General features: G+C 66.2%; 18 protein-coding genes. 9 read left to right on the forward strand and 9 right to left on the reverse strand.

Annotation, left to right across the window (positions count from 1 at the left end):
* Positions 1 to 62: 62 nt before the first annotated feature.
* Positions 63 to 2,378 (reverse strand): ATP-dependent helicase, encoded by a 2,316-nt coding sequence (locus tag Q0982_RS02300; RefSeq protein WP_299391353.1) that lies wholly within the window; start codon positions 2,376 to 2,378, stop codon positions 63 to 65.
* Between the two features lie 162 nt (positions 2,379 to 2,540).
* Here Q0982_RS02300 and Q0982_RS02305 point away from each other — a divergent pair, with 162 nt between their 5' ends.
* A complete protein-coding gene (locus Q0982_RS02305) occupies positions 2,541 to 3,680 on the forward strand; it encodes a succinylglutamate desuccinylase/aspartoacylase family protein (RefSeq protein WP_299391354.1) in 1,140 nt (379 codons plus the stop codon).
* 132 nt (positions 3,681 to 3,812) lie between these two features.
* On the opposite strand, the gene Q0982_RS02310 is transcribed toward Q0982_RS02305, so the two are convergent.
* A complete protein-coding gene (locus Q0982_RS02310; protein WP_299391356.1) occupies positions 3,813 to 4,346 on the reverse strand; it encodes a hypothetical protein in 534 nt (177 codons plus the stop codon).
* Positions 4,347 to 4,595: 249 nt separating this feature from the next.
* Here Q0982_RS02310 and Q0982_RS02315 point away from each other — a divergent pair, with 249 nt between their 5' ends.
* Complete coding sequence (locus Q0982_RS02315; protein ID WP_299391357.1) at positions 4,596 to 5,612, forward strand: S1C family serine protease; 1,017 nt, start codon at positions 4,596 to 4,598, stop codon at positions 5,610 to 5,612.
* Between the two features lie 138 nt (positions 5,613 to 5,750).
* Here the strand turns inward: Q0982_RS02315 and Q0982_RS02320 are convergent, their stop codons facing one another.
* Positions 5,751 to 6,581, reverse strand: coding sequence for a class I SAM-dependent methyltransferase (locus tag Q0982_RS02320; protein WP_299391359.1), 831 nt, complete (start codon positions 6,579 to 6,581; stop codon positions 5,751 to 5,753).
* Between the two features lie 190 nt (positions 6,582 to 6,771).
* Between Q0982_RS02320 and Q0982_RS02325 the strand changes: the two genes are divergently transcribed.
* A complete protein-coding gene (locus Q0982_RS02325) occupies positions 6,772 to 7,470 on the forward strand; it encodes a helix-turn-helix domain-containing protein (RefSeq protein WP_299391361.1) in 699 nt (232 codons plus the stop codon).
* A 69-nt stretch (positions 7,471 to 7,539) separates the two neighbouring features.
* On the opposite strand, the gene Q0982_RS02330 is transcribed toward Q0982_RS02325, so the two are convergent.
* A complete protein-coding gene (locus Q0982_RS02330; protein WP_299391362.1) occupies positions 7,540 to 7,749 on the reverse strand; it encodes a helix-turn-helix transcriptional regulator in 210 nt (69 codons plus the stop codon).
* Positions 7,750 to 7,863: 114 nt separating this feature from the next.
* On the opposite strand from Q0982_RS02330, the gene Q0982_RS02335 reads away from it, so the two are divergent.
* Both Q0982_RS02335 and Q0982_RS02340 read left to right on the forward strand, forming a co-directional pair.
* A complete protein-coding gene (locus Q0982_RS02335) occupies positions 7,864 to 8,883 on the forward strand; it encodes a LysR family transcriptional regulator (protein ID WP_299391510.1) in 1,020 nt (339 codons plus the stop codon).
* 120 nt (positions 8,884 to 9,003) lie between these two features.
* On the forward strand, positions 9,004 to 9,771 hold the full coding sequence (locus Q0982_RS02340; protein WP_299391364.1) for a hypothetical protein: 768 nt from the start codon (positions 9,004 to 9,006) through the stop codon (positions 9,769 to 9,771).
* 30 nt (positions 9,772 to 9,801) lie between these two features.
* Here Q0982_RS02340 and Q0982_RS02345 read toward each other — a convergent pair whose 3' ends face one another.
* On the reverse strand, positions 9,802 to 11,610 hold the full coding sequence (locus Q0982_RS02345) for a chloride channel protein (protein ID WP_299391366.1): 1,809 nt from the start codon (positions 11,608 to 11,610) through the stop codon (positions 9,802 to 9,804).
* A gap of 369 nt (positions 11,611 to 11,979) precedes the next feature.
* Here Q0982_RS02345 and Q0982_RS02350 point away from each other — a divergent pair, with 369 nt between their 5' ends.
* Positions 11,980 to 12,636 carry a protocatechuate 3,4-dioxygenase gene (locus Q0982_RS02350; protein WP_299391367.1) on the forward strand — a complete coding sequence of 219 codons (657 nt, stop codon included), beginning with the start codon at positions 11,980 to 11,982 and terminating at the stop codon, positions 12,634 to 12,636.
* 44 nt (positions 12,637 to 12,680) lie between these two features.
* Here Q0982_RS02350 and Q0982_RS02355 read toward each other — a convergent pair whose 3' ends face one another.
* Both Q0982_RS02355 and Q0982_RS02360 read right to left on the reverse strand, forming a co-directional pair.
* Positions 12,681 to 13,184, reverse strand: coding sequence for a pentapeptide repeat-containing protein (locus Q0982_RS02355; RefSeq protein WP_299391369.1), 504 nt, complete (start codon positions 13,182 to 13,184; stop codon positions 12,681 to 12,683).
* Between the two features lie 58 nt (positions 13,185 to 13,242).
* Entirely contained in the window at positions 13,243 to 13,731 is a 489-nt protein-coding gene (locus Q0982_RS02360) for a thioesterase family protein (RefSeq protein WP_299391371.1), read from the reverse strand.
* 274 nt (positions 13,732 to 14,005) lie between these two features.
* Between Q0982_RS02360 and Q0982_RS02365 the strand changes: the two genes are divergently transcribed.
* The 3 genes from Q0982_RS02365 to Q0982_RS02375 all read left to right on the forward strand — a co-directional run bounded on the left by Q0982_RS02365 (position 14,006) and on the right by Q0982_RS02375 (position 16,954).
* A complete protein-coding gene (locus tag Q0982_RS02365; RefSeq protein WP_299391373.1) occupies positions 14,006 to 14,968 on the forward strand; it encodes a hypothetical protein in 963 nt (320 codons plus the stop codon).
* Between the two features lie 431 nt (positions 14,969 to 15,399).
* Positions 15,400 to 16,317 (forward strand): VacJ family lipoprotein, encoded by a 918-nt coding sequence (locus Q0982_RS02370; protein WP_299391375.1) that lies wholly within the window; start codon positions 15,400 to 15,402, stop codon positions 16,315 to 16,317.
* A gap of 4 nt (positions 16,318 to 16,321) precedes the next feature.
* The gene (locus Q0982_RS02375; RefSeq protein WP_299391376.1) at positions 16,322 to 16,954 is read left to right on the forward strand and encodes a phospholipid-binding protein MlaC; all 633 of its coding nucleotides are present in this window, start codon (positions 16,322 to 16,324) and stop codon (positions 16,952 to 16,954) included.
* A gap of 51 nt (positions 16,955 to 17,005) precedes the next feature.
* On the opposite strand, the gene Q0982_RS02380 is transcribed toward Q0982_RS02375, so the two are convergent.
* Both Q0982_RS02380 and ettA read right to left on the reverse strand, forming a co-directional pair.
* Positions 17,006 to 18,019, reverse strand: a complete 1,014-nt coding sequence (locus Q0982_RS02380; protein WP_299391378.1) for a Gfo/Idh/MocA family protein — start codon at positions 18,017 to 18,019, stop codon at positions 17,006 to 17,008.
* Positions 18,020 to 18,068: 49 nt separating this feature from the next.
* Positions 18,069 to 19,745, reverse strand: coding sequence for an energy-dependent translational throttle protein EttA (gene ettA, locus Q0982_RS02385; RefSeq protein ID WP_299391380.1), 1,677 nt, complete (start codon positions 19,743 to 19,745; stop codon positions 18,069 to 18,071).
* Positions 19,746 to 19,802: the final 57 nt, after the last annotated feature.

Here is a 19,802-nt window from a genome sequence, read left to right on the forward strand (position 1 = left end):
CCTCAGCTTTGTTCCAGGGTGCTTAAGCTCTCTTCCTCATAGAGATTCGAGGTTCTGATTGCTCAGCCGGCCTGATCGGCAGGGACGACGAAGCTGGCGATGACTTTCTTGTCGCCGGCCTTGTCGAAGCGGATGTTGAGGCGCTCGCCCTCCACCGAGGCGATGGAGCCGTAGCCGAACTTCTGATGGAACACCCGGTCGCCGCGCTGGAAGGCGCCGCTGCCGATGGTCTCGATGCGCGTCGGCGTCACGTCGATAAAGGGGGCGCTCTCCTGGCCCTGGCGCGCCCGCGCCCGGCTGAGCCCCGGGCTCACCCGCGCCTCGCGCCAGGCGCCCATGCCTTCTCCCATCCCGCCGCCCATACCGCCAAAAGCGGAACTCGCGGCGCCGTAAATGCCTTGGTCGCTTTCCTGGGCGACATGCTCGCCCGGCAGCTCGTCGACAAAGCGCGAGGGAATGGCCGCGGCCCAGGAGCCGTGCATGCGCCGATTGGCGGCAAAGGAGATGATCACCCGCTTGCGCGCCCGTGTGAGCCCGACATAGGCGAGGCGGCGCTCCTCCTCCAGCCCGCGCCGGCCGGTCTCGTCGAGGGCGCGCTGGTTGGGGAACAGCCCCTCCTCCCAGCCCGGCAGGAAGACGGTGTCGAACTCCAGGCCCTTGGCCGCGTGCAGGGTCATGATGGTGATGACGTCCTGGCCTTCCTGGGAGATCGCCTCCATGACCAGGGAGACGTGCTCCAGGAAGCCGGCCAGGGTCTCGAACTCGCCCATGGCGTTGACCAGTTCCTTCAGGTTCTCCAGCCGCCCGGGCGCCTCCAGGGATTTGTCGTTCAGCCACATCTCGGTATAGCCGGACTCCTCCAGCACCAGCTCCGCCAGTTCGGGGTGGGGCGTGGTCTCCGCCATCTCCCGCCAGCGGTCGAAGTCGGCCATCAGATTGCCCAGCGCGCGGCGGGCGGCGGGGCGCAGTTCGTCAGTGTCGAGCAGGCGCCGCACCGCCAGGGTGAGGGGCACGTTGCCGGCCCGCGCGGTCTGATAAAGCAGCTGCAGCGTGGCGTTGCCCAGGCCGCGCTTGGGCTTGTTCATGATGCGCTCGAAGGCGAGATCGTCGTCGAGCGACTGGATCACGCGCAGATAGGCCAAAGCGTCGCGGATCTCCATGCGCTCGTAGAAGCGCGGGCCGCCGACCACACGGTAGGGCAGGCCGAGGGTGATGAAGCGTTCCTCGAATTCCCGGGTCTGGGCGCCGGTGCGCACCAGGATGGCGATCTCCTTCAGGTCCAGGTCCTTGTCCCGGGCCTGCATGGCCTCGATCTCCTCGCCGACGAAGCGGGCCTCGGCCTCGCCGTCCCAGAGGCCGCGCAGGCGGATGAGCTCGCCCTCCTCGCCCTCGGTCCAGAGGGTCTTGCCCAGGCGGCCCTCGTTATGGGCGATGAGACCGGAGGCCGCGGCCAGGATGCGTCCGGTGGAGCGGTAGTTGCGCTCCAGGCGGACCACCTTGGCGCCGGGAAAGTCCTCCTCGAACCGCAGGATGTTGCCGACCTCGGCGCCGCGCCAGCCATAGATCGACTGGTCGTCGTCACCGACGCAGCAGATGTTCTTGTGGCCCTGGGCGAGCAGGCGCAGCCAGAGGTACTGCGCCACGTTGGTGTCCTGGTATTCGTCGACCAGGATGTAGCGGAAGCGCCGGTGGTAGTCGGCCAGCACCTCCGGCTCGTTCTGAAAGAGCGTGAGGTTGTGCAGCAGCAGGTCGCCGAAGTCGCAGGCGTTGAGGGTTCTGAGGCGCTCCTGGTAGGTGGCGTAGAGCTCCACTGCGCGGCCGCGGGCGAAGTCCCCCGCCTCCCCTGCCGAGACCTTCTCCGGCGTCAGGCCGCGGTCCTTCCAGCGCTCGAAGATCGACAGCAGGGCCCGGGCCGGCCACTTCTTCTCGTCCACCGACTCGGCCTGCAGGATCTGCTTCACCAGGCGGATCTGGTCGTCGGTGTCGAGGATGGTGAAGTTGCTGCGCAGGCCCACGGCCTCCGGATTGCGCCTGAGAATGCGCACCGCCATGGCATGGAAGGTGCCGAGCCACCAGCCCTCCACCGAGGGCCGTTCGAGCAGCGCGGCGACCCGATCCTTCATCTCCCGCGCCGCCTTGTTGGTGAAGGTGACCGCCAGGATCTCCCCCGGCGAGCGGGCGCGCCCGGTCATCAGCAGGTGCGCCAGGCGCGTGGTCAGAACGCGGGTCTTGCCGGTGCCGGCACCGGCCAGCACCAGAACCGGACCGTCCAGCGCCTCGACGGCGGCGCGCTGGCCCTCGTTAAGGGCGTCGAGATAGGGATAAGGCTGGGGGGCCATGGGGCCCGCCCCGGGTTCCGAGACTTGAGGATCTGACATGCCCTCCTTATAGCGTAAGGCGGGCGGCCGCTCACGCGCGGAAACGGCCCCCCGCCGGGCAACTGACGCGCCCCTGCCAAAGGCCGGCGGCAGGCCGGCCTTGACCGGAGCCGGCGCTGCGCCTTTCATGCCGCCGTCGCCCTCCCTCACAGGACTCCCCCGATGCCCCCCAGGACCGAGACCATCCCCCTGCTCCCCGCCAGCCCCGGTACCAGCCGCGTACTGACAGTCCATCGTTTCGGGCAGCCGGGCGCGCGGCCCAAGGCCTATCTGCAGGCTTCGCTCCACGCCGACGAGACGCCGGGGCTCCTGGTGCTGCATCACCTCCACGGCCTGCTGGCGGCGGCCGAGGCGCGTGGCGAGATCCGCGGCGAGATCGTCCTGGTGCCCTATGCCAATCCCATCGGCCTCGCCCAGTTCGCCAACGGCATGCACCTCGGGCGCTACGAGGCCGGCGGCGGCGGCAACTTCAACCGTAACTGGCCGGACCTCTATGCCCCGATCGTCGACGGCCTGGAGGACAGACTGGGGAGCGACGAAGCGGCCAACGTGGAGGCGATCCGCGCCGCGCAGCGCGCCCACCTGGAGGCCCAGGAGCCGGGCAGCGAACTGGAGTCGCTGCGGCTGGCCCTGGCCTCGCTCGCGGTCGATGCCGATCTGGTCTGGGATCTGCACTGCGACGACGAATCCCTGATGCACCTCTTCCTCATCCCGGCGCATTGGCCCCAGGCGGCAGACTTCGCCGCCGATCTCGGCTGCCGGGCAGTGCTGCTGGCCGAGGATTCCGGCGGCAACTCCTTCGACGAGACCTTCTCCACGCCCTGGACGCGGCTTGCCAAACACTATCCGCAGCACCCCATTCCCGCCGCCTGCCTCGCCGCGACCGTGGAGCTGCGCGGCTTCGCCGACGTCGACGATGCCACAGCCGCCGGTGACGCCCAGGCCCTGTTTCACAGCCTGCAGCGCTTCGGCGTTGTCGCCGGCGATCCGCCGCCGCCGCCGACCCTGCGCTGCCAGGCCACAGCCCTGGATGCGACCGATTCGGTGCGCGCGCCGGCAACCGGCGTGCTGGCCTACACCGTGCAGTTGGGCGACGAAGTGGAAGCAGGGGACGTGATCGCCTGGATCGTGGATCCGACAGCAGTGCCGGAGCATGCGCGCCTGCCCGTCACCACCCGCGCCTCGGGCCTCGTGCTGTCGCGCCGCAGCCAGCGCTACGCGCGCCCGGGCATGCCCATTGCCAAGGTGGTCGGAGAGGATGCGCTGCCGCACCGCCAGGGCGATTATCTGTTGGAGGACTGACGGCAGCCGTCCTTGCCGCGGGCATCGACGCAGGCCGCGACGACTTCCAACCACCCGGATCAGAACTCAGTAAGGAACGAAACGGCACGGCGCCACCGCACTGTGGAGGCCGCCGTCCGTTGGCGGTTCGCTTCAGGATGCCATGGCAAGGTCGTGAACCACTATGGCCGCTATCGGGGCGGCTGACAGCACGAGACCCGCAGCGCGGAGCGGGCGCAGCGACTTCCGGCTGCCGAACACGGCAATCAGCACGAAGCCAAGAGCGACGAAGGCCACGACCCAGAGATAGGCAACGGAAGCAGAGCCAGCGAAAGCCGCCAGCAGCAAAAGCAGGAGCAGATAGGCCATGAGCGAGCGAATGCCGAGATTGGGCGGTTCTGAACTGGCCGCATGAAGCAGAACCAACAGCCCTGGAACGAAACAGAGGGCAAAGGCAAAACCGGTATCGTGCGTCTTCAACTCCTCCAGGAACCGTGCTTGGGAATCGCCGACGACGATGAGCGGCACCGCCAGAAGAACAAGGCCCGCGAGCGCACTGGGAACCGACTTCTTCGCCCAGGCAAACTGCAGCACCGCCAATCCCGGCAGGAACGTTGCCACGAACCCGGCAAGCAGAAAGAGCCCCGACATGGCGGCGGCCATAACGATGCCAACGACGGCGACCAAGAAGCAGTTCCTCCCTCGGATGCGGTCTCAGACACGAGCAGAGGGGCTCAAGACGCGCCCCATAGATGCAATCCTAAGAAGAATTCGTATCAGTATATTCCTCCGATTCGGTAAACGGTGCGAAGGATTGCAGGGCTCCAGGAACCTGTTTGACCACTGACAAAAGCAACAATACCGCCACACTCCCGGTGATCCCGTGCTATGGTTAATCAAACGCAGGGGGAAACGCCGCAACCATAGGAGAGCGGCATGTGGACAGAAGCTCACGGCCTGCCGAAGGCATGCCCCCGGTCATTCGCGACCCTGCGAACTCTCGCGTTTTTCAGCCTCCTTCTGCTTCTCGGGCTGGCGACCCTGCCGGCCACCGCCAACCCGCTGAGCGCGGTCGTCACTGTGCGCGCCGAGGTCCCGCCCGATGCCCGCACCGCGAGAACGCTGGGCACCGAACGGGAAGGCGGCGGCGTCGTCATCAGCGACGACGGCCTGGTGCTGACGATCGGCTATCTGATCCTCGAGGCCGTGCAGGCAGAGATCCAGTTGCAGGACGGCGCAACGATCCCGGCAGAGATTGTCGCCTATGACTACGATACGGGCTTCGGCCTGCTGCGCCCGGCAACGCCCCTGAACGTCGCGCCGATCGAGCTCGGTGATTCCGACGACCTTCCGGCGCAGACCCAGGTCCTGGTCGCCGGCCCGGACGGGCCGAGCCCGGCGATGGTGGTCTCCCGGCGGGAGTTCGCAGGATACTGGGAGTACCTGCTGGACAGCGCCATCTTCACCGCCCCGCCCTACCGCAGCTTCGGCGGTGCAGCGCTGATCGGCGCCGACGGGCGTCTCCTGGGCATCGGCTCGCTGATTGTCGGCGATGCCCTGACCGAAGGCGGACAGTTCCCCGGCAACATGTTCGTACCGATCTCGCTTTTGGAGCCGATCATGGAAGACCTGATGCGCCAGGGACGCGCCGGTGGCCCGGCCAAACCCTGGCTCGGCCTCTTCACCGAAGAGGTCCGCGGCAGGGTCTTCATCAACCGGGTCTCCCCGGAGGGGCCCGCCGCCTCGGCCGGCATCACGGAGAACGACATCATCGTCGCCGTGCAGGGCGAGCCGGTCAGCACGCTCGCCGACTTCTATCGCAAGGTCTGGGCGCTGGGCAGTGCCGGGATCGACGTGCCCCTGACCGTCCTGAAGGGCGACAACGGCTTTCGCGAAGTCTCCATCAAGTCGGGCGACCGCTACGACTATCTGAAGCTCAACCCGACCTACTAAGCGCCCAACCCAGTAGGCGCCCAACCCAGTGGACGAAGGTTTTCGCACAACAGTCGGGACCCGCGCGACGCGGGTCCCTTCCGTTTGGGGCGAACCAAGAGTTCCGGCAGGCCTTGGCCTGACCGGACGCTCATGGGATCAGGCTTTGCGAATCACCACTTCGACGTATTCCGACGGCAGCACCAGGGTGCCGTCGGTCGCGGTGTTGAAGCGCGTCAACAGGGCGCGCAGATCGGCCTCCAGGCCGTCGCTGGCCTCGCCGAGCGCGAGATAGGCCTTATGAATGGGGCCGTAGTAGCTGCGAAAGACATCAATGAAGTGGTCAACGGAAAGATAGCGGAAGGTGAAATGGCGCGGCGTCACGTCGATGGAAACCGCGGCGTCGCCGAAGAGGTCCTGCAAGGCCTGCTCCGTGCCCCAGCGCGCGGGAGACTGCACGCCTTCGGGCGGCGGCAGGTACTTGCCGATGGTCTTGAAGACCTGGCCGATAAAGCCCTCCGGCGTCCAGTTGGCCAGTGCGATCAGCCCGCCGGAACGGCAGACCCTGGCCATCTCCGCCGCGGCCTTGGCCTGGTCCGGTGTGAACATCACGCCGTAGGTGGACAGCACCGCATCGAAGCTGGCGTCGGGATAGGGCAGCGCCTCGGCATCGGCCAGTTCGAAGGCCACCTCCAGGCGCTCCGCCGCCGCCCGGGCACGGGCCTTGTCGAGCAGCGTCTCGACGTAGTCGGTGGAGGTGACCCGGCAGAAGCGGCGCGCGGCGGCCAGGGTGGCATTGCCGTTGCCGGCGGCCACGTCCAGAACCTGGGCGCCAGGGCGCAGGTTCGCGGTCTCGCAGAGCTGCTCGCCGACGATCTGCAGGGTGGTGCCGATGATGGCGTAGTCGCCGGAGGCCCAGGCGGCCTGCTGCTTGGCCTTTACCGCATCCAATCCCGCGGCAGGTTGGGTTTGTTGCAGGGCAACAGTCATGGTGTCAGTTCCTTAAAGATGCGCCGATGACCGGGCTGGTTCCCCGGGGCGCGTAGAGCGGCGAGAGGGGAGATGTCACAGACCGTCCCGACCGCTCCAGTTCAGAAACTGAATCGACCCGGTATAGATTCTGAACCGGGGACTCGGCTAAAATCGGGGCGGGAGATGAACGCAGAACGGAAAGAGTCCGATGACCAGCGGCAGCTATCAGCAGTTCTGTCCGGTCTCCATGGCCGCGGAAATCCTTTGCACGCGCTGGACGATGGTGCTGGTGCGCGAACTCGTGGCCGGCACGACCCGCTTCAACGACCTGCGCCGCGGCATGCCGCGGATGTCGCCGGCGCTGCTGTCGAAACGCCTGAAAGAGCTGGAAGATAACGGCATTGTGAAGAAGATGCCCGTCGCGGGGGAGCCCGGCGTGATGGAGTATCACCTCACCCCCTCCGGCAAGGAACTGGGCCCGATCGTCGAAGCAATGGGGATCTGGGGACAGCGCTGGACGGAGACCCAGCCGCAACTGGAGAAGCTGGACGCCGGTCTGCTGATGTGGGACATGCGCCGCAACATCCAGGTGCCCGAACTGCCGCGCCAGCGCAGCGTGATTCAGTTCATCTACCCGGAGCGCCGTGTGACGGAGCGCAACTGGTGGCTGGTTGTGGACCCCAAGGAGGGCGTCGACCTCTGCATGGTCGAACCGGGCTTCGACGTCGACCTCTTCGTACACACCGACCTGCGCACCATGACGGCCATCTGGATGGGGCTTGAACCTATGGCCAAGGCGATCGAGGACGAACGCATGGTACTGACCGGCGACAAAGCGCTGCAGAAAAGCATGCTGAAGTGGCTCGGCCTCAACCGCCTCGCATCCGTGCCGAAACAGGTGGCTTGACCTTGCAGAGGGCTGCCCATGTTCCGCAAAGACGGACGCCGGAGGCGCCGAGCCCTCCGTTCCGGGCCGCTAACTGCGGAAAAAGGCCGTTACGGGAAGATCGAGTAGTTCCGCGAGACGGTACAGCAATCCCGCCGGCATCCGCTCGCGGTCCTCTTCGAACCGCCTGACCTGCTCCGCACTGATGCCCAGCATCCTGCCCACCTCGTCGCGGCTGAGATTGCGCTCCTCACGCGCCTGGCTGATCAGCTTTCCTAGCCGACAGTCTTCCGGTGTCACCGCCAAGCTCCCACATATCGCTAGGTGACGAAATCCAGTCGCCAGTTTGTTAAAACTCAAAGATGAATCAATTCTCTATAAATTCACCCATTACAGAGTATGTCTTTGCATGAGGTGCTGATTCATGATACTGACTGGAACAATAATGTTCCCAAGTATTTTCGGCGCGCTCGCCAAGCTGCGGCCCCGATTTGTGCGACGTTCAGCGATGTTCGAGGGTCCAGCAGCGTTTTGAATCACCCAATGATCCCCCCTGATGCCGACAGCCGTCAGCCTTCGACGTTGTTCGACATCCTCCGCTCCTTTACCACCCTAGCGCGCACTCTCAACCTTTCCGAGACGGTTGAGATCCTCGGGGTGACCCGCCAGACGGTCCGCCGGCATATCCGCAGCCTGGAGGAAATGAAAGGCATCAAGCTACTGGAACTGCGCAACCGGCGCTATTTCCTGACCGAGGCCGGAGAGCAGCACCGCCGCGAAGCCGAGCAGATCCTGGCCATGGCGGAGAACTGGTTGTCGAACCAGAGCATCCGCACACGCGGCCTGAGTTCGCTGGACCGGGTCGCCTATCGCGACAAAAAAGGCTACTCGTTTCATGCCCAGCAGCATCGCCTCAGCCGCATCTGGCGCGATGGGCCGCCGATGCTGCGGCGCGGCTTCGAGGCCTGGTCGCAGGCAGAATTGCAGCTCGAACACCCGGCCATGTCTGAAATGAAGCCCTACCGGCTGGTTTATCGCCGCCGCGAGGACGCCTGGCTGTGCGTCGAAATCGGCGAAAAGTCGTCCTATGCCACCTGGCTGGGCTGGGAGTGGGCCAAGAGCGCGATCGGCCGTTTCTCCCAGGAAGACCCGATCGGCATCGACTTCGACAACTTCATGTCGCAGGCCTATCCGAAGGTCTTCGAGGATGGCGGCGCGCGGCTCGACCACATCTGCGGCGAAATTCCCCGGACGCGTAACGGCCCCGCGATTCCGGTGCGTTTCCAGCGGCTCCTGCTGGGCTGCGTGTTTCCCGACGGCGAACCCGCCCTGACGCTGTTGGTGGCGCGGACCAACACCATCTCGATTTCCGGCCTCAACCTCAGCGAACTGCCGGAAATGGATGAGGAGCTCCTGATGGAGTACGAGATTTAGTAGGCCGGCGCCCGGATTCCACAGGCCCAAAGTGCAATCTTCACCTAGCTTCTAACCCAACGGGCATAAATACCGCTAACCTCTGTCTTCATAACCAAGCGAAGGCAAAGGAGCGTCAGAATGCCTGCAGATCGTCTTTTCTCCGAAATCCAGTTTGTCAGCGCGATCACCGAGATCGCAGCGCGTAACGCCATCGAGATCGAAATCAGCTCGGATTTCGATGAATTCCGCGATCTGCGCAAGCAGCAGAACGATCGGCCGCCGCTGTCGCCGATCTTCGATCCCGCCATCTCGGACCTGGGGTCCAGGAACGCCTTTTGGATCAAGGGCTCCAACAGCAAGGGCGAGGTCGTCCATACCCAGGCCATGCGCCTCAACGACCTGACGGGCTGCAGCCTGGAAGATCACCTCTATCAGCGCCGCTTTGCCTACGTGCCGCCGGGTGTTGCGGTCGATGCGGACCAGTCCCACTTCGGGGCCGCCCCTGCCTCTCAGGTCATCACCGGCGATGTCTGCTATCACGGCGAACTCTGGCTCAAGGGCGGCAACAACGGCCTGCGCGGCGGCGGGATGACGGCAGCGCTGCCGCGCCTGGCCCTGGCCCTGGCCCTCCTCGAGTGGTCGCCGGACTACGTTTTCGGCCTGGTCCACCCCCTGGCCGCCTGCAAGGGGCTGGCCGCCCGCGAGGGCTACATGCACCTGGCCCCGGGCGGAATCATCTGGCATCCGCAGGACGGCAAGGAGGCCTTCGAGGAGTGGCTGGTCTGGATGAGCCGCGAGGACATTCAGCACGTCATGCGGTTCTCGCCCCTCGGGCTCTACGAGAAGCTGGAGCGCAAGAGCAAGAAGCAGCAGGCCTTCGCCGAGCGCGTTGCAGTGGCCGCTTAGGAGGCGCCCAACGGGCCGGCGGCCGGGCGCTCAGGCCTTGTGACGGCGGCGGGTCGAGGTTGCCTCGCCGCGTTCCTCGGCACGTGCCATGTCCAGGGCCCGCTGGTAGGCCAGCATCACCTCGTGCTCGTGCGCCAGCCCGCGCATGACCATCGACTGCTTGTCAGCGACGATGGGCACATGCGGCTCGCCGGTGAGGTTGTAGACCTTCACCGCCGCGTCCAGGTGGTCGCCAAGCTGCAGCACCGCCGGCACGGCCCGGGCGACGTCGGCTGCGGTGAGTTCGGAATCGTGGCTGGTGTCGAAGGCTGCCTCGTGCAGGTCGGCATAGGTGATGACGCCGCAGAGCTTCTCCTCGGCGCCGATCACGAAAAGCTCGCCCCAAGGCGCCGACTGCAGCTTCAAACGCACTTCGGCGATCGGCGTGTCGAGGCCGACGGAGGAAAAGCGGCTGTCCATGACCGAGGAAACCTTGATGCGGCGCATCAGGCCGGTCTGATGCCCGCCGCGCACGGAAACGCCGCGCCGCTCGAGCTGCCAGACGAAGAAGGAGCGGCCATGGACCTGCTGGGTGACGACGGAGGCGATCACCGTCGCCAGCATGACGGCGATGGTCAACTCGTAGTCGTTGGTCAGTTCGAAGATCATCAGGATCGTGGAGATCGGCGCGCCGAGGACGGCGCCGGCAACCGCCCCCATGCCGATCATCGTATAGGCGCCGTGTCCGGACGACAGCTCCGGGAAGGCGTGGGTGGCGATGACACCGAAAGCGCCGCCCACCATGGCACCGATGAACAGCGAGGGCGAGAAGACGCCGCCGGCAAAGCCGCTGCCCAGGCAGATTGCCGTGGCCGCCGTCTTGGCGACGATCAGGGCGAAGAGCAGCCACAGCGGATAGAGGTCCGACAGCGCCGCATCGGTCGCCTCGTAACCGACCCCCACCACCTGGGGAAAGACCAGCGCAATGCAGCCCAGCAGCAGTCCTCCAAAGGCGGGGGCCGACCAACTGGGGATCGGCAGCCTGGTCACCACATCCTCGGTGAACATGATCGAGCGCATGAAGATGATCGCGGCAGCGGCGGAAACCAGGCCCAGGAGGGCAAAAGCCGGAAACTCCCAGAACGAGACGATCAGCCAGTCGTCGGGCAGGATGAAGGCCGGAAAGTCGCCGTAGTGGGCGCGGCTGATCAGGGTGCCGGTGACCGAAGCGATGACGATGGGCGCGAAGGCCGAAAGCGCGTAGTGACCGACCACCACCTCCAGGGCGAAGAAGGCGCCGGCGATCGGGGCGTTGAAGGACGCCGCAATCCCGGCGGCGACGCCGCAGCCCAGCAGGGTACGCGCGAGCACCCGGCCGAGATGCAGGCGCTTGGCCACCCAGGACCCCAGCGACGCGCCGAGATGCACCACCGGGCCCTCGCGGCCGACCGAAGCCCCGATGCCGATGGAGGCCGCGCTCGCAATTGCGGCGCGGATGCCGGTGGTCAGCGACATCCGGGCGTCCAACAACGCCGAGGCCTCGATGACATGGGCAACGCCCTGGGGCTTGCCGCCCGGCAGCGTGTAGCGGATGAAGAGGCCGATGACGAGGCCGCCCAGGGTGGGCACCACAAGCACCTGCCACCAGGGCAGTTTGCCGATCTCCGTCGCCACCGCCTCGGTACCGAAGCCGTAAGCCAGCCACTGGATACCGGCAATCGCATCGCGAAAGGCAATCGCCGCGCCTCCGGCGGCGGCGCCGATGACCACGGCGAGCACGGAAAGCACGACCTGGTCGTTGCGACCGAAGCGGCGCAGAGGAATGAGCACGCGTTTGCGCAGAACACGCGACGGCCTCATGGCGCACAAGCCCCCCTGCCCCGATGGGTACAGGCTTCCTCCTCACAGCTGCCCGGCAGGCCGGGCGCCCTCATCTTTGTGCCGCCCTCATCTCCGTCCCACGATAAGCTTCGTCAACGACATGCGCCGGCAAGCGCGCCGACTCCCGAACTATAGTCGGCAAAGCCGGACCATGTCGTTAACCTTCCCAAAAAGGCCCCCAAGCACCCACCGTCCCTATCTGCGCCTCGCAAAGACGTGACCGGTCGAGCGGGCCTCGGCACCGGCCCGGGCTTTCCTCGGGCCGCCCTCAGGACCAGATGAATGGGAGGCCTGCTCGATCCGCCGCGCCGGCGGCGCCAGGGCCGGGTGTCTTGAAGGAGCGCAACGATGAAGACTCTGCCAAGCGTGTCACGCAGGCGGGCGCTGAGAATCGGGCTGGGTACGGGGCTGGGTACGGGGCTGGCATCCACCAGGCTCGCAGCGGCCACGGTCCTGACCCCACGGCAGAGCGCCGGCCCCTTCTACCCGCTGCGTCTTCCCGCCGACTCCGACTTTGACCTCACCCGGGTGGAGGGCCGCGGCGCCCGCGCCGCGGGAACCGTGGTGGAGGTCGTCGGCCGGGTCAGCGACGAAGCCGGGCGCCCGCTGGCCGGCGGCCGGGTGGAGATCTGGCAGTGCGATGCTTTCGGCTTCTACCACCACCCGCGCGACCGCGGCGGGCGCGCCGACCCGAACTTCCAGGGCTTTGGGCGCGTGACCCTGGACGACGACGGGTCTTACCGCTTCACCACCATCCGGCCTGTCGCCTATCCCGGGCGCACGCCCCACATCCACTTTGCGGTGTCCGGACCGGGGGTCGAGCGGCTCACCACCCAGATGTATCTTGCCGGAGAGCCGCTGAATGGCCGCGACTTTCTCTACAACGCCATCCGCGACCCGGCCGCGAAGGCCAGCGTGACGGTCGCCTTCGATGCAGAAGCCGAGGGCGGGCGGCCGCGCGGCCGCTTCGACATGGTGCTGGGGGGCAGTCTCCTGCCGCGCTAGATTGGATCCGTTCTCTCTGATAGCCCCGGCGGGCGCCCTGCCGGCTAGTTGCAGCGGCCGATCGATCCCTCGGCGCAGATCCTTTCGCCATCGGTCCAGATAACGCCGCTCAGATCGGCCTGCGCCAGATCGGCGCCTTCCAGTCTGGCGTCGGTCAGGTCGGCCCCGCGCAGGTTGGCCCGGAACAGGCGGGCCCGCCGGAGATCGGCGGCCTGCAGGTTCGCATCGCTCAGATCGGCCTTGGTGAGGTCGGCCTCCTGCAGGTTTGCTTCGACGAAGCTGGCCTCGCTCAGCGTCGCATTGACGAACTTGGCGCGAAACGCGCTGACGTTGTTCAGCACGGTAGCGCTCAGGTCGGCGCGGAAGAAGCTGGCATCGCGCAGCTCTGCAGCCGTCAGATCTACGGCGTTGAGAGGCAGGCGGTCAAAGACGCAGCGGCGCCAGTTGACCTCCGGCCCCGGGGGGTCGGTGCAGGCCGCCATCGTTTCGGAAACGGGACCCAAGATGAAGAAGGCCAGGGCCAGGACAAGAGCGCGAACGGAAATCATGGGCCTAAGCTTCACCATCGCGGGGGCCAAAGGGCAACGGAAAATTTTCCGAAGACGATCACAGAGCCGGGAGGGCCGGTTTGTCGATCACCCGCCCGGCCTCCGGGGGCAGGGGAAGGTCCCGATGGGCGGCCAGGACGTCAGCCAGCCGCGCACGTTGCGTCTCCGGCAGGAGCGCCACGCGCCGGTGATTGAGATCGACGTAGAGGCTGAGGCTTTCCATGGTTGCCGCCAGAAAACCCTCCTCCGCGTGGTACATCCTGTTGAAGAAGCGCAGACGCTTGTCGTCGAAGCCCAGAAGCTGGCTGGTGATTCGCAGACCATCGCCCTCTGCCACCTCCCGCTGGTAGGTGAGGCGGATATCAGCAGCAAAGGTCGAGCCGCCGCAGGCCTCGCGGTGAGCGGCATCGAGCCCGAGGTAGTCGAGAAAAGCATCGGTCGCATGATCGAAGGCCAGCAGATAATAGGCAACGTTCATATGTCCGTTGTAATCGATCCATTCCGGCAGGACCTCGCCGCGATAGCGGTCGAAGGGCGACTCGATCATTCCCGGGTTTCTCCTCGATCATCTGGCTGATTGCCAATGGGACATCCTGCCGCAGCCTGGGAACCGGCAGGCGCCCGGGCCGTTGCCTGTTTCGGCAAAGGTCAGCGCCGCCAGCCACGGATGGCCGCGGGCCAGAACATAGATCATTGGCCCGGCGCCTCAAAGCCGCTAGCGTTCCAGCCCTCGTGGCCCCGCGGAAAGAGCAGATGGAAGAGCGCCCCCACAAGGCAGGCCCGACACAACGCCGCCAAGAGGTCAGCGGGCGAAGGTCGGAATGAGCAGAGTTCTGGCGTTTCTCGGCGGCCATGCGACCTGGGTTCTGTTTCTGGGCGTCTTTCTCGGTTTGGCGCTGCCGGGCCTCGCCGAGCTTGCCCGTCCGCTGTTGGCGCCGGCCGTAGCCGTGCTTCTGACCGCGACGCTGGTGCGGGTCGACTGGCAGGTCATGATGATGCACGCCCGCCGGCCCTGGGTAACGGGCCTGGTGACGGTCTGGCTGCTGTTGGGCTGTCCGCTCCTGATGACGGCGCTTCTGGAGTTCGCGCCCCTGCCGCCGAGCCTGTTCATGGCCCTTGTCCTCATGGCGGCAGCCCCGCCGATCCTCAGCGCCGCACCGATTGCCCTGATGCTGGGGCTGGACGGGGCCCTGGCGGTGGTCGTCGGGCTCACGGCCACCCTTCTCACGCCGCTGACCGTTCCCCCGCTGGCACTGGCCCTGCTGGGCCTGAGCCTCGACATCAGCGTGATGGATTTCATGCTGCGTCTCGCGGCGATCATCGCCGGGTCCTTTCTGGCCGCCTTCGCCATCCGCCGCGTCCTGGGCGGTGAGCGGCTGTCCCGGATTGCCGGTCACGTCGACGGCCTGGTCGTGGTCGTGATGCTGGTCTTTGCCGTGGCCATCATGGACGGCGTGACCGAGACGCTGCTGCGGGACCCGGCGACGGTCGGCCTGTGGCTCCTGGCCGCCTTCGTGGCGAACCCTGCCTTGCAGTTTCTCGGCACACTCGCCTTCTGCTGGCTGGGGCGCCGCGCCGCTCTGACCGTGGGACTGGTCTCCGGCAACTGCAACATGGGCTTGCTGCTGGCCGCCTTCCCGCCAGGGACCGACTTCGACATCGTGCTCTACTTCGCCGTGGCGCAGCTGCCGATGTACATGCTGCCGGCCTTGCTGGCGCCTTTCTACCGGCGCCTTCTGGGTCCGCCGGAGAGCGCGGAGAGCAGCTCGGTCAAGACAGGCTAAAAGTCCATCGCAGCGCCGTAAACTCCCCCCGCAGAGTGCAGAATTCCGGCGCTTCCGGCGGCCGGGCAAGGTCTGCGGCATTTCTGCAACAGTGATGCAAAGCGACGACAGTCAGCGCGGCGTAACCTCTAGTCATTGCTCGCGCTCTATGATAGGGGGATCAATGGTTTTACCGGTGTCGTTAACCGGTCAAAGTGGCGGTTTCCTAAGGGTTCGTTAACTGACATTTGTCACGTTCGACAAACCCTTCGACCGATAGGGTTCAGCGTCCTGAGGGTTCGGGCTCTGCAAAAGATTGGCATCAAGGAGCGTTTGTTTCGGTGCGCCGCCGAGCGAACTCCTGTATGACCAGACAGAGGCCTCAGGCGGCTGACAATCAGATTGTTGGGTTTGTTTTCGGGGGTACGGTGATCTCTTCGGTTCCGCAAGCTTTGCGTTCTCTTCTCGCCTGTTTCGTTTTGACCGTCGCTCTTGGAGCCTGCGCCACCGCGCCGGGCCCGGCGGCAACCGGTGCCGGCAGCGCCGCTGCGGGTGCCGAGATCGGCAGCCGCCAGGTCGTGGGCGAGACCGCCGGCGAGCAGCCGATCCCTGAGCAGGTTGCCCAGGCCGCTGCGGACGATTGGGCGCAGAGCGATGCCGACGACTTCGGCCCGGAGCCGGACGAGAACGACCCCCTGGAGATTCCCAATCGCATGTTCTTCGCCTTCAACGAGGCGCTGGACTTTGCGGTCATCCGTCCGATCGCCGTCACCTACCGCTTCATCGTGCCCAGCGGCGTGCGCAATTCGGTGCGCAACTTCCTGCGCAACCTGCGCAGCCCCGTGGTCCTGGCCAACGATCTGCTGCAGGGCGATCTGGAACGGGCCGAAACCACAGCGGCACGGTTCTTCATCAACTCGACCATCGGGCTGCTGGGGCTCTTCGACATCGCCGCTGACTCCGGCTACCCCTATCACAGCGAGGACTTCGGCCAGACCCTCGGCACCTACGGTGCCGGCGAAGGCTTCTATCTCGTGCTGCCGATCTTCGGCCCCTCGTCGCTGCGCGATGCCGGCGGCCTGGTGGTCGACACCCTGATCGATCCCTTGACCTATATCGCGCCGGAGGGCGTCGGCATAGCCCGCGGCGTGGCCACCGGCGTCGACCTGCGGTCGCGGACCATCGACGAACTGGATGAGTTGAAGCGCGACTCGCTCGACTTCTATGCACGCATCCGTTCGCTCTACCGCCAGAACCGGGAAAGCGAGATCAACAACGGCGCACCGCCCGCCGACGCACCGGAGTTCTCGGTGCTGCCCGAGGGCGAGGACTCCTCCGGTGCCGACCAGAGCAGCGCTGTGGTAGACTAGATCCATGACGGTCCGAACCTTCATACCTCTGGCGGCCGTGGTTGTGGCGATCTTCGCCCTGGCCGCGACGCCGGCCGCCGCCTTCAACAATCAGCAGGCGGCTGACTTCCTGGGCGGTCTGCAGGAACGCGCGGTCGCCGAGCTGAGCGACGCATCGATCTCCGACAGCGAAAAGGAAGATCGTTTCCGCAGGCTGTTCAATCAAAGCTTCGACGTGCCGGCCATCGGCCGTTTCGTGCTCGGCCGATACTGGCGCGGCGCCTCGCAACAGGACCGGGACGCCTTCCTCGCGGTCTTCGAGGACGTCATCGTGCAGCGCTTCCTGCCGCTGCTCACGGAAAACAGCGATGCACGTTTCGAGATCGGCACGGTCACGCCGATCAAGGACCGCAACGACGTGGCCTTCGTCAATTCACAGATCCCGCGGGCCGAAGGCGAGCCCTACAAGGTGAGCTGGCGCATCCGCGAGAGAGAAGGTCAGTACAAGATCCTGGATATCCGGGCCGAAGGGGTCAGCATGGCGCAGACTCTGCGGTCCGAGTACGGCACCGTCATTCGGCAGAACGGCGGCAAGCTGAACGCCCTGACTGCGGCCCTGCGCGAAAAGGTCTCCGGCGGCGCCTTCGCCCCCCAATAGTATCCCGGCATTAGCGGCCGGACCGCCCAGAGCGGGTCCTGCCCGAACGCTTTAGCGCGCCGCGGCCTTGATCGCCTCGATCACGCTGAGACTGCGGACAGCTTCGCGCCCCGAGACCAGCGGCTCCTCGATCCCCCGAACCACCCGGCAGAAGTGCCGCATTTGTTGGATGATCGGGTCGGCGGCGGTCACCCCAATGGCGTCCGCTGTAATGGGCTGCCACCAGCCGCGCTCCTCCCCCTGGTGCCAAAGGCGCAGGTTCGGCAGTTCCAGGGAACCGTGCGTGCCGCCGATGAGATAGCAGGCCTCATCGGTCTGCGGATAGGCCGGGTTCTCCTTGGCCGTCATCTCCCAGCTCCAGGGGCCGACGACGGTATCGGACACCAGCACGGTGCCCAGCGCACCGTTCTCGAAGGTCAGAACGACAGCCGCCGTATCCTCCACCGCGTTGCCCCTGACGGCGCGGGAGTCCCGCGCCAGGACCGAGACGATCTCGCCGCAAAGGTGGCGCAGCAGATCGATGTCGTGGATCAGGTTGATGAAGACCGGCCCGGCCCCGGCCTCGCGGCGCCACTGGGCGTCGAAGTAGTCGTCCGGCTTGTAAAGCCAGCACTGGCCGTGGACCGCGACGACGCGCCCGATCGCCCCGTCGTCGATCAGCGCCTTGGCCTTGCGGATCAGCGGATTATGACGGCGGTGATGACCGACCAGGATGGCGACGCCGGCCGCGTCCGCCGCGTCCACCAGCCGCTGCGCCGAGGCCACGGTGGTCGCGACAGGCTTTTCGATCAGCATCGGCAGGCCGGCGGCAACGCAGTCCAGGCCCTGGGCCTCGTGGAGCTGGTTGGGGGTGGCAAGGACGATCCCGTCCGGCCTCGCGTTTTCGAGAAGCCCGGCGAGGTCGGGATACCAGGGAACGCCGCGCTGGCCCGCGAAATCACGCGCCGCCGTGTCTGGATCGACCACGGCGGCCAGCCGCGCTTCGGTAACGGCTGCGATCGCGGCCGCGTGGCGCCGGCCCATCAGCCCGGCGCCGGCCAAAGCGATGCTTACGGTCTCGGTCATCCGCCCCCCGGCTGCCGCCCAACCATCGCTGCGGGGCCCGTAAGGCCCGCTAGCGGCTGAGCGGCTTGTACTTGATACGGTGCGGCTGGTCGGCGGCGGCCCCCAGGCGGCGGTGGCGGTCGGCCTCGTAGTCCTGGTAGTTGCCCTCGAACCAGACCACCTGGCTTTCGCCCTCGAAGGCCAGGATGTGGGTGGCGATGCGGTCCAGGAACCAGCGGTCGTGGGAGGTGACCAGCACGCAACCGGCAAACTCGGCGATGGCCTCTTCCAGGGAGCGCAGGGTGTCGACGTCCAGATCGTTGGTCGGTTCGTCCAGCAGCAGGACATTCGCCGCTTCCCTCAGCATCTTGGCCAGATGCACCCGGTTGCGCTCGCCGCCGGAAAGCTGGCCGACCTTCTTCTGCTGGTCGCTGCCCTTGAAGTTGAAGGCGCCGACATAGGCGCGCGACTGGGTCTCGTGCTTGCCGAGCTGAATGACGTCGAGGCCGTCCGAAATTTCCTCCCAGACCGTCTTCTCGCCGGCCAGGGAGTCGCGGCTCTGGTCGACGTAGCCGAGCTTCACCGTCTCGCCCACCTTCAAGGTTCCGCTGTCCGGCTGCTCCTGCCCGGTGATCATGCGGAACAGGGTGGTCTTGCCGGCGCCGTTGGGGCCGATGATGCCGACGATGGCGCCGGCCGGAATCTTGAAGCTGAGATCGTCGATCAGCAGCTTGTCGCCGAAGGCCTTGGAGATGTGTTCCGCCTCGATCACCAGATCGCCCAGGCGCGGGCCCGCCGGCACGGTGATGCGCCCGGGCTCCGGGGCCTTGTCGGCGGCGTCGGCCAGCAGCGTCTCGTAAGCCTGCACACGGGCCTTGGATTTGGCCTGGCGTGCGCGGGGGCTCTGGCGGATCCACTCCAGTTCCTGCTTCAGCACCCGTTGCCGCCCGGACTCCGTCTTTTCCTCCTGGGACAGCCGCTTTTCCTTCTGCTCCAACCAGGAGGTGTAGTTGCCCTCGAAGGGCAGGCCGCGGCCGCGGTCCAGTTCCAGGATCCAGCCGGCGACGTTGTCCAGGAAGTAGCGGTCGTGGGTGACCGCCACGACGGTGCCCGGATACTCTTCCAAGAAGCGCTCCAGCCAGCCCACGGACTCCGCATCCAGGTGGTTGGTCGGCTCGTCCAGCAGCAGCATGTCCGGCTTCTTCAGAAGGAGCTGACAGAGCGCCACGCGGCGGCGCTCGCCGCCGGACAGCTTGGTGACGTCGGATTCCCCCGGCGGGCAGCGGAGCGCATCCATGGCGATGTCGACCTTCCGGTCCAGGTCCCAGGCATCGGCGGCGTCGATCTTTTCCTGCAGCTCCGCCTGTTCGGAGATCAGCTTGTCCATCTCGTCAGGGTCGGCCTCGGCGAAGGCGTTGCTGACCTCCTCGAAGCGGTCCAGCAGCGCCTTGGTCTCGGCCACCCCCTCGAAAACATTGCCGGCAACGTCCTTGTCCGGGTCGAGTTGCGGTTCCTGTGGCAGATAGCCGACCTTGATACCGTCGGCGGCGCGCGCCTCGCCATTGATCTCCGTATCGATCCCGGCCATGACCTTCATCAGGGTCGACTTGCCCGCACCGTTCAGGCCGAGGACGCCGATCTTGGCGCCGGGCAGAAAGAACAGGCGGATGTCCTTCAGGACCTGCTTGCCGCCAGGATAGGTCTTGGACACGCCGTCCATCTGATAGACGTACTGATAGGAGGCCATGAATACTCCGGCGCTGAAAGGATGATGCTCGGGAGGACACGCAAACCACGGTCCGGG

Origin of the sequence: Pelagibius sp. (assembly GCF_028281305.1) — a bacterium.
In the GTDB taxonomy this organism is placed as follows: Bacteria; Pseudomonadota; Alphaproteobacteria; order Kiloniellales; family Kiloniellaceae; genus Pelagibius.

Excerpts from the sequence above, each read along its gene's own strand:
- Q0982_RS02300 (WP_299391353.1), bottom strand. The coding sequence starts at position 2,378 with ATGTCAGATCCTCAAGTCTCGGAACCCGGGGCGGGCCCCATGGCCCCC.
- Q0982_RS02305 (WP_299391354.1), top strand. The coding sequence starts at position 2,541 with ATGCCCCCCAGGACCGAGACCATCCCCCTGCTCCCCGCCAGCCCCGGT.
- Q0982_RS02315 (WP_299391357.1), top strand. The coding sequence starts at position 4,596 with ATGTGGACAGAAGCTCACGGCCTGCCGAAGGCATGCCCCCGGTCATTC.
- Q0982_RS02320 (WP_299391359.1), bottom strand. The coding sequence starts at position 6,581 with ATGACTGTTGCCCTGCAACAAACCCAACCTGCCGCGGGATTGGATGCG.
- Q0982_RS02325 (WP_299391361.1), top strand. The coding sequence starts at position 6,772 with ATGACCAGCGGCAGCTATCAGCAGTTCTGTCCGGTCTCCATGGCCGCG.
- Q0982_RS02340 (WP_299391364.1), top strand. The coding sequence starts at position 9,004 with ATGCCTGCAGATCGTCTTTTCTCCGAAATCCAGTTTGTCAGCGCGATC.
- Q0982_RS02345 (WP_299391366.1), bottom strand. The coding sequence starts at position 11,610 with ATGAGGCCGTCGCGTGTTCTGCGCAAACGCGTGCTCATTCCTCTGCGC.
- Q0982_RS02350 (WP_299391367.1), top strand. The coding sequence starts at position 11,980 with ATGAAGACTCTGCCAAGCGTGTCACGCAGGCGGGCGCTGAGAATCGGG.
- Q0982_RS02355 (WP_299391369.1), bottom strand. The coding sequence starts at position 13,184 with ATGATTTCCGTTCGCGCTCTTGTCCTGGCCCTGGCCTTCTTCATCTTG.
- Q0982_RS02360 (WP_299391371.1), bottom strand. The coding sequence starts at position 13,731 with ATGATCGAGTCGCCCTTCGACCGCTATCGCGGCGAGGTCCTGCCGGAA.
- Q0982_RS02365 (WP_299391373.1), top strand. The coding sequence starts at position 14,006 with ATGAGCAGAGTTCTGGCGTTTCTCGGCGGCCATGCGACCTGGGTTCTG.
- Q0982_RS02375 (WP_299391376.1), top strand. The coding sequence starts at position 16,322 with ATGACGGTCCGAACCTTCATACCTCTGGCGGCCGTGGTTGTGGCGATC.
- Q0982_RS02380 (WP_299391378.1), bottom strand. The coding sequence starts at position 18,019 with ATGACCGAGACCGTAAGCATCGCTTTGGCCGGCGCCGGGCTGATGGGC.
- ettA (WP_299391380.1), bottom strand. The coding sequence starts at position 19,745 with ATGGCCTCCTATCAGTACGTCTATCAGATGGACGGCGTGTCCAAGACC.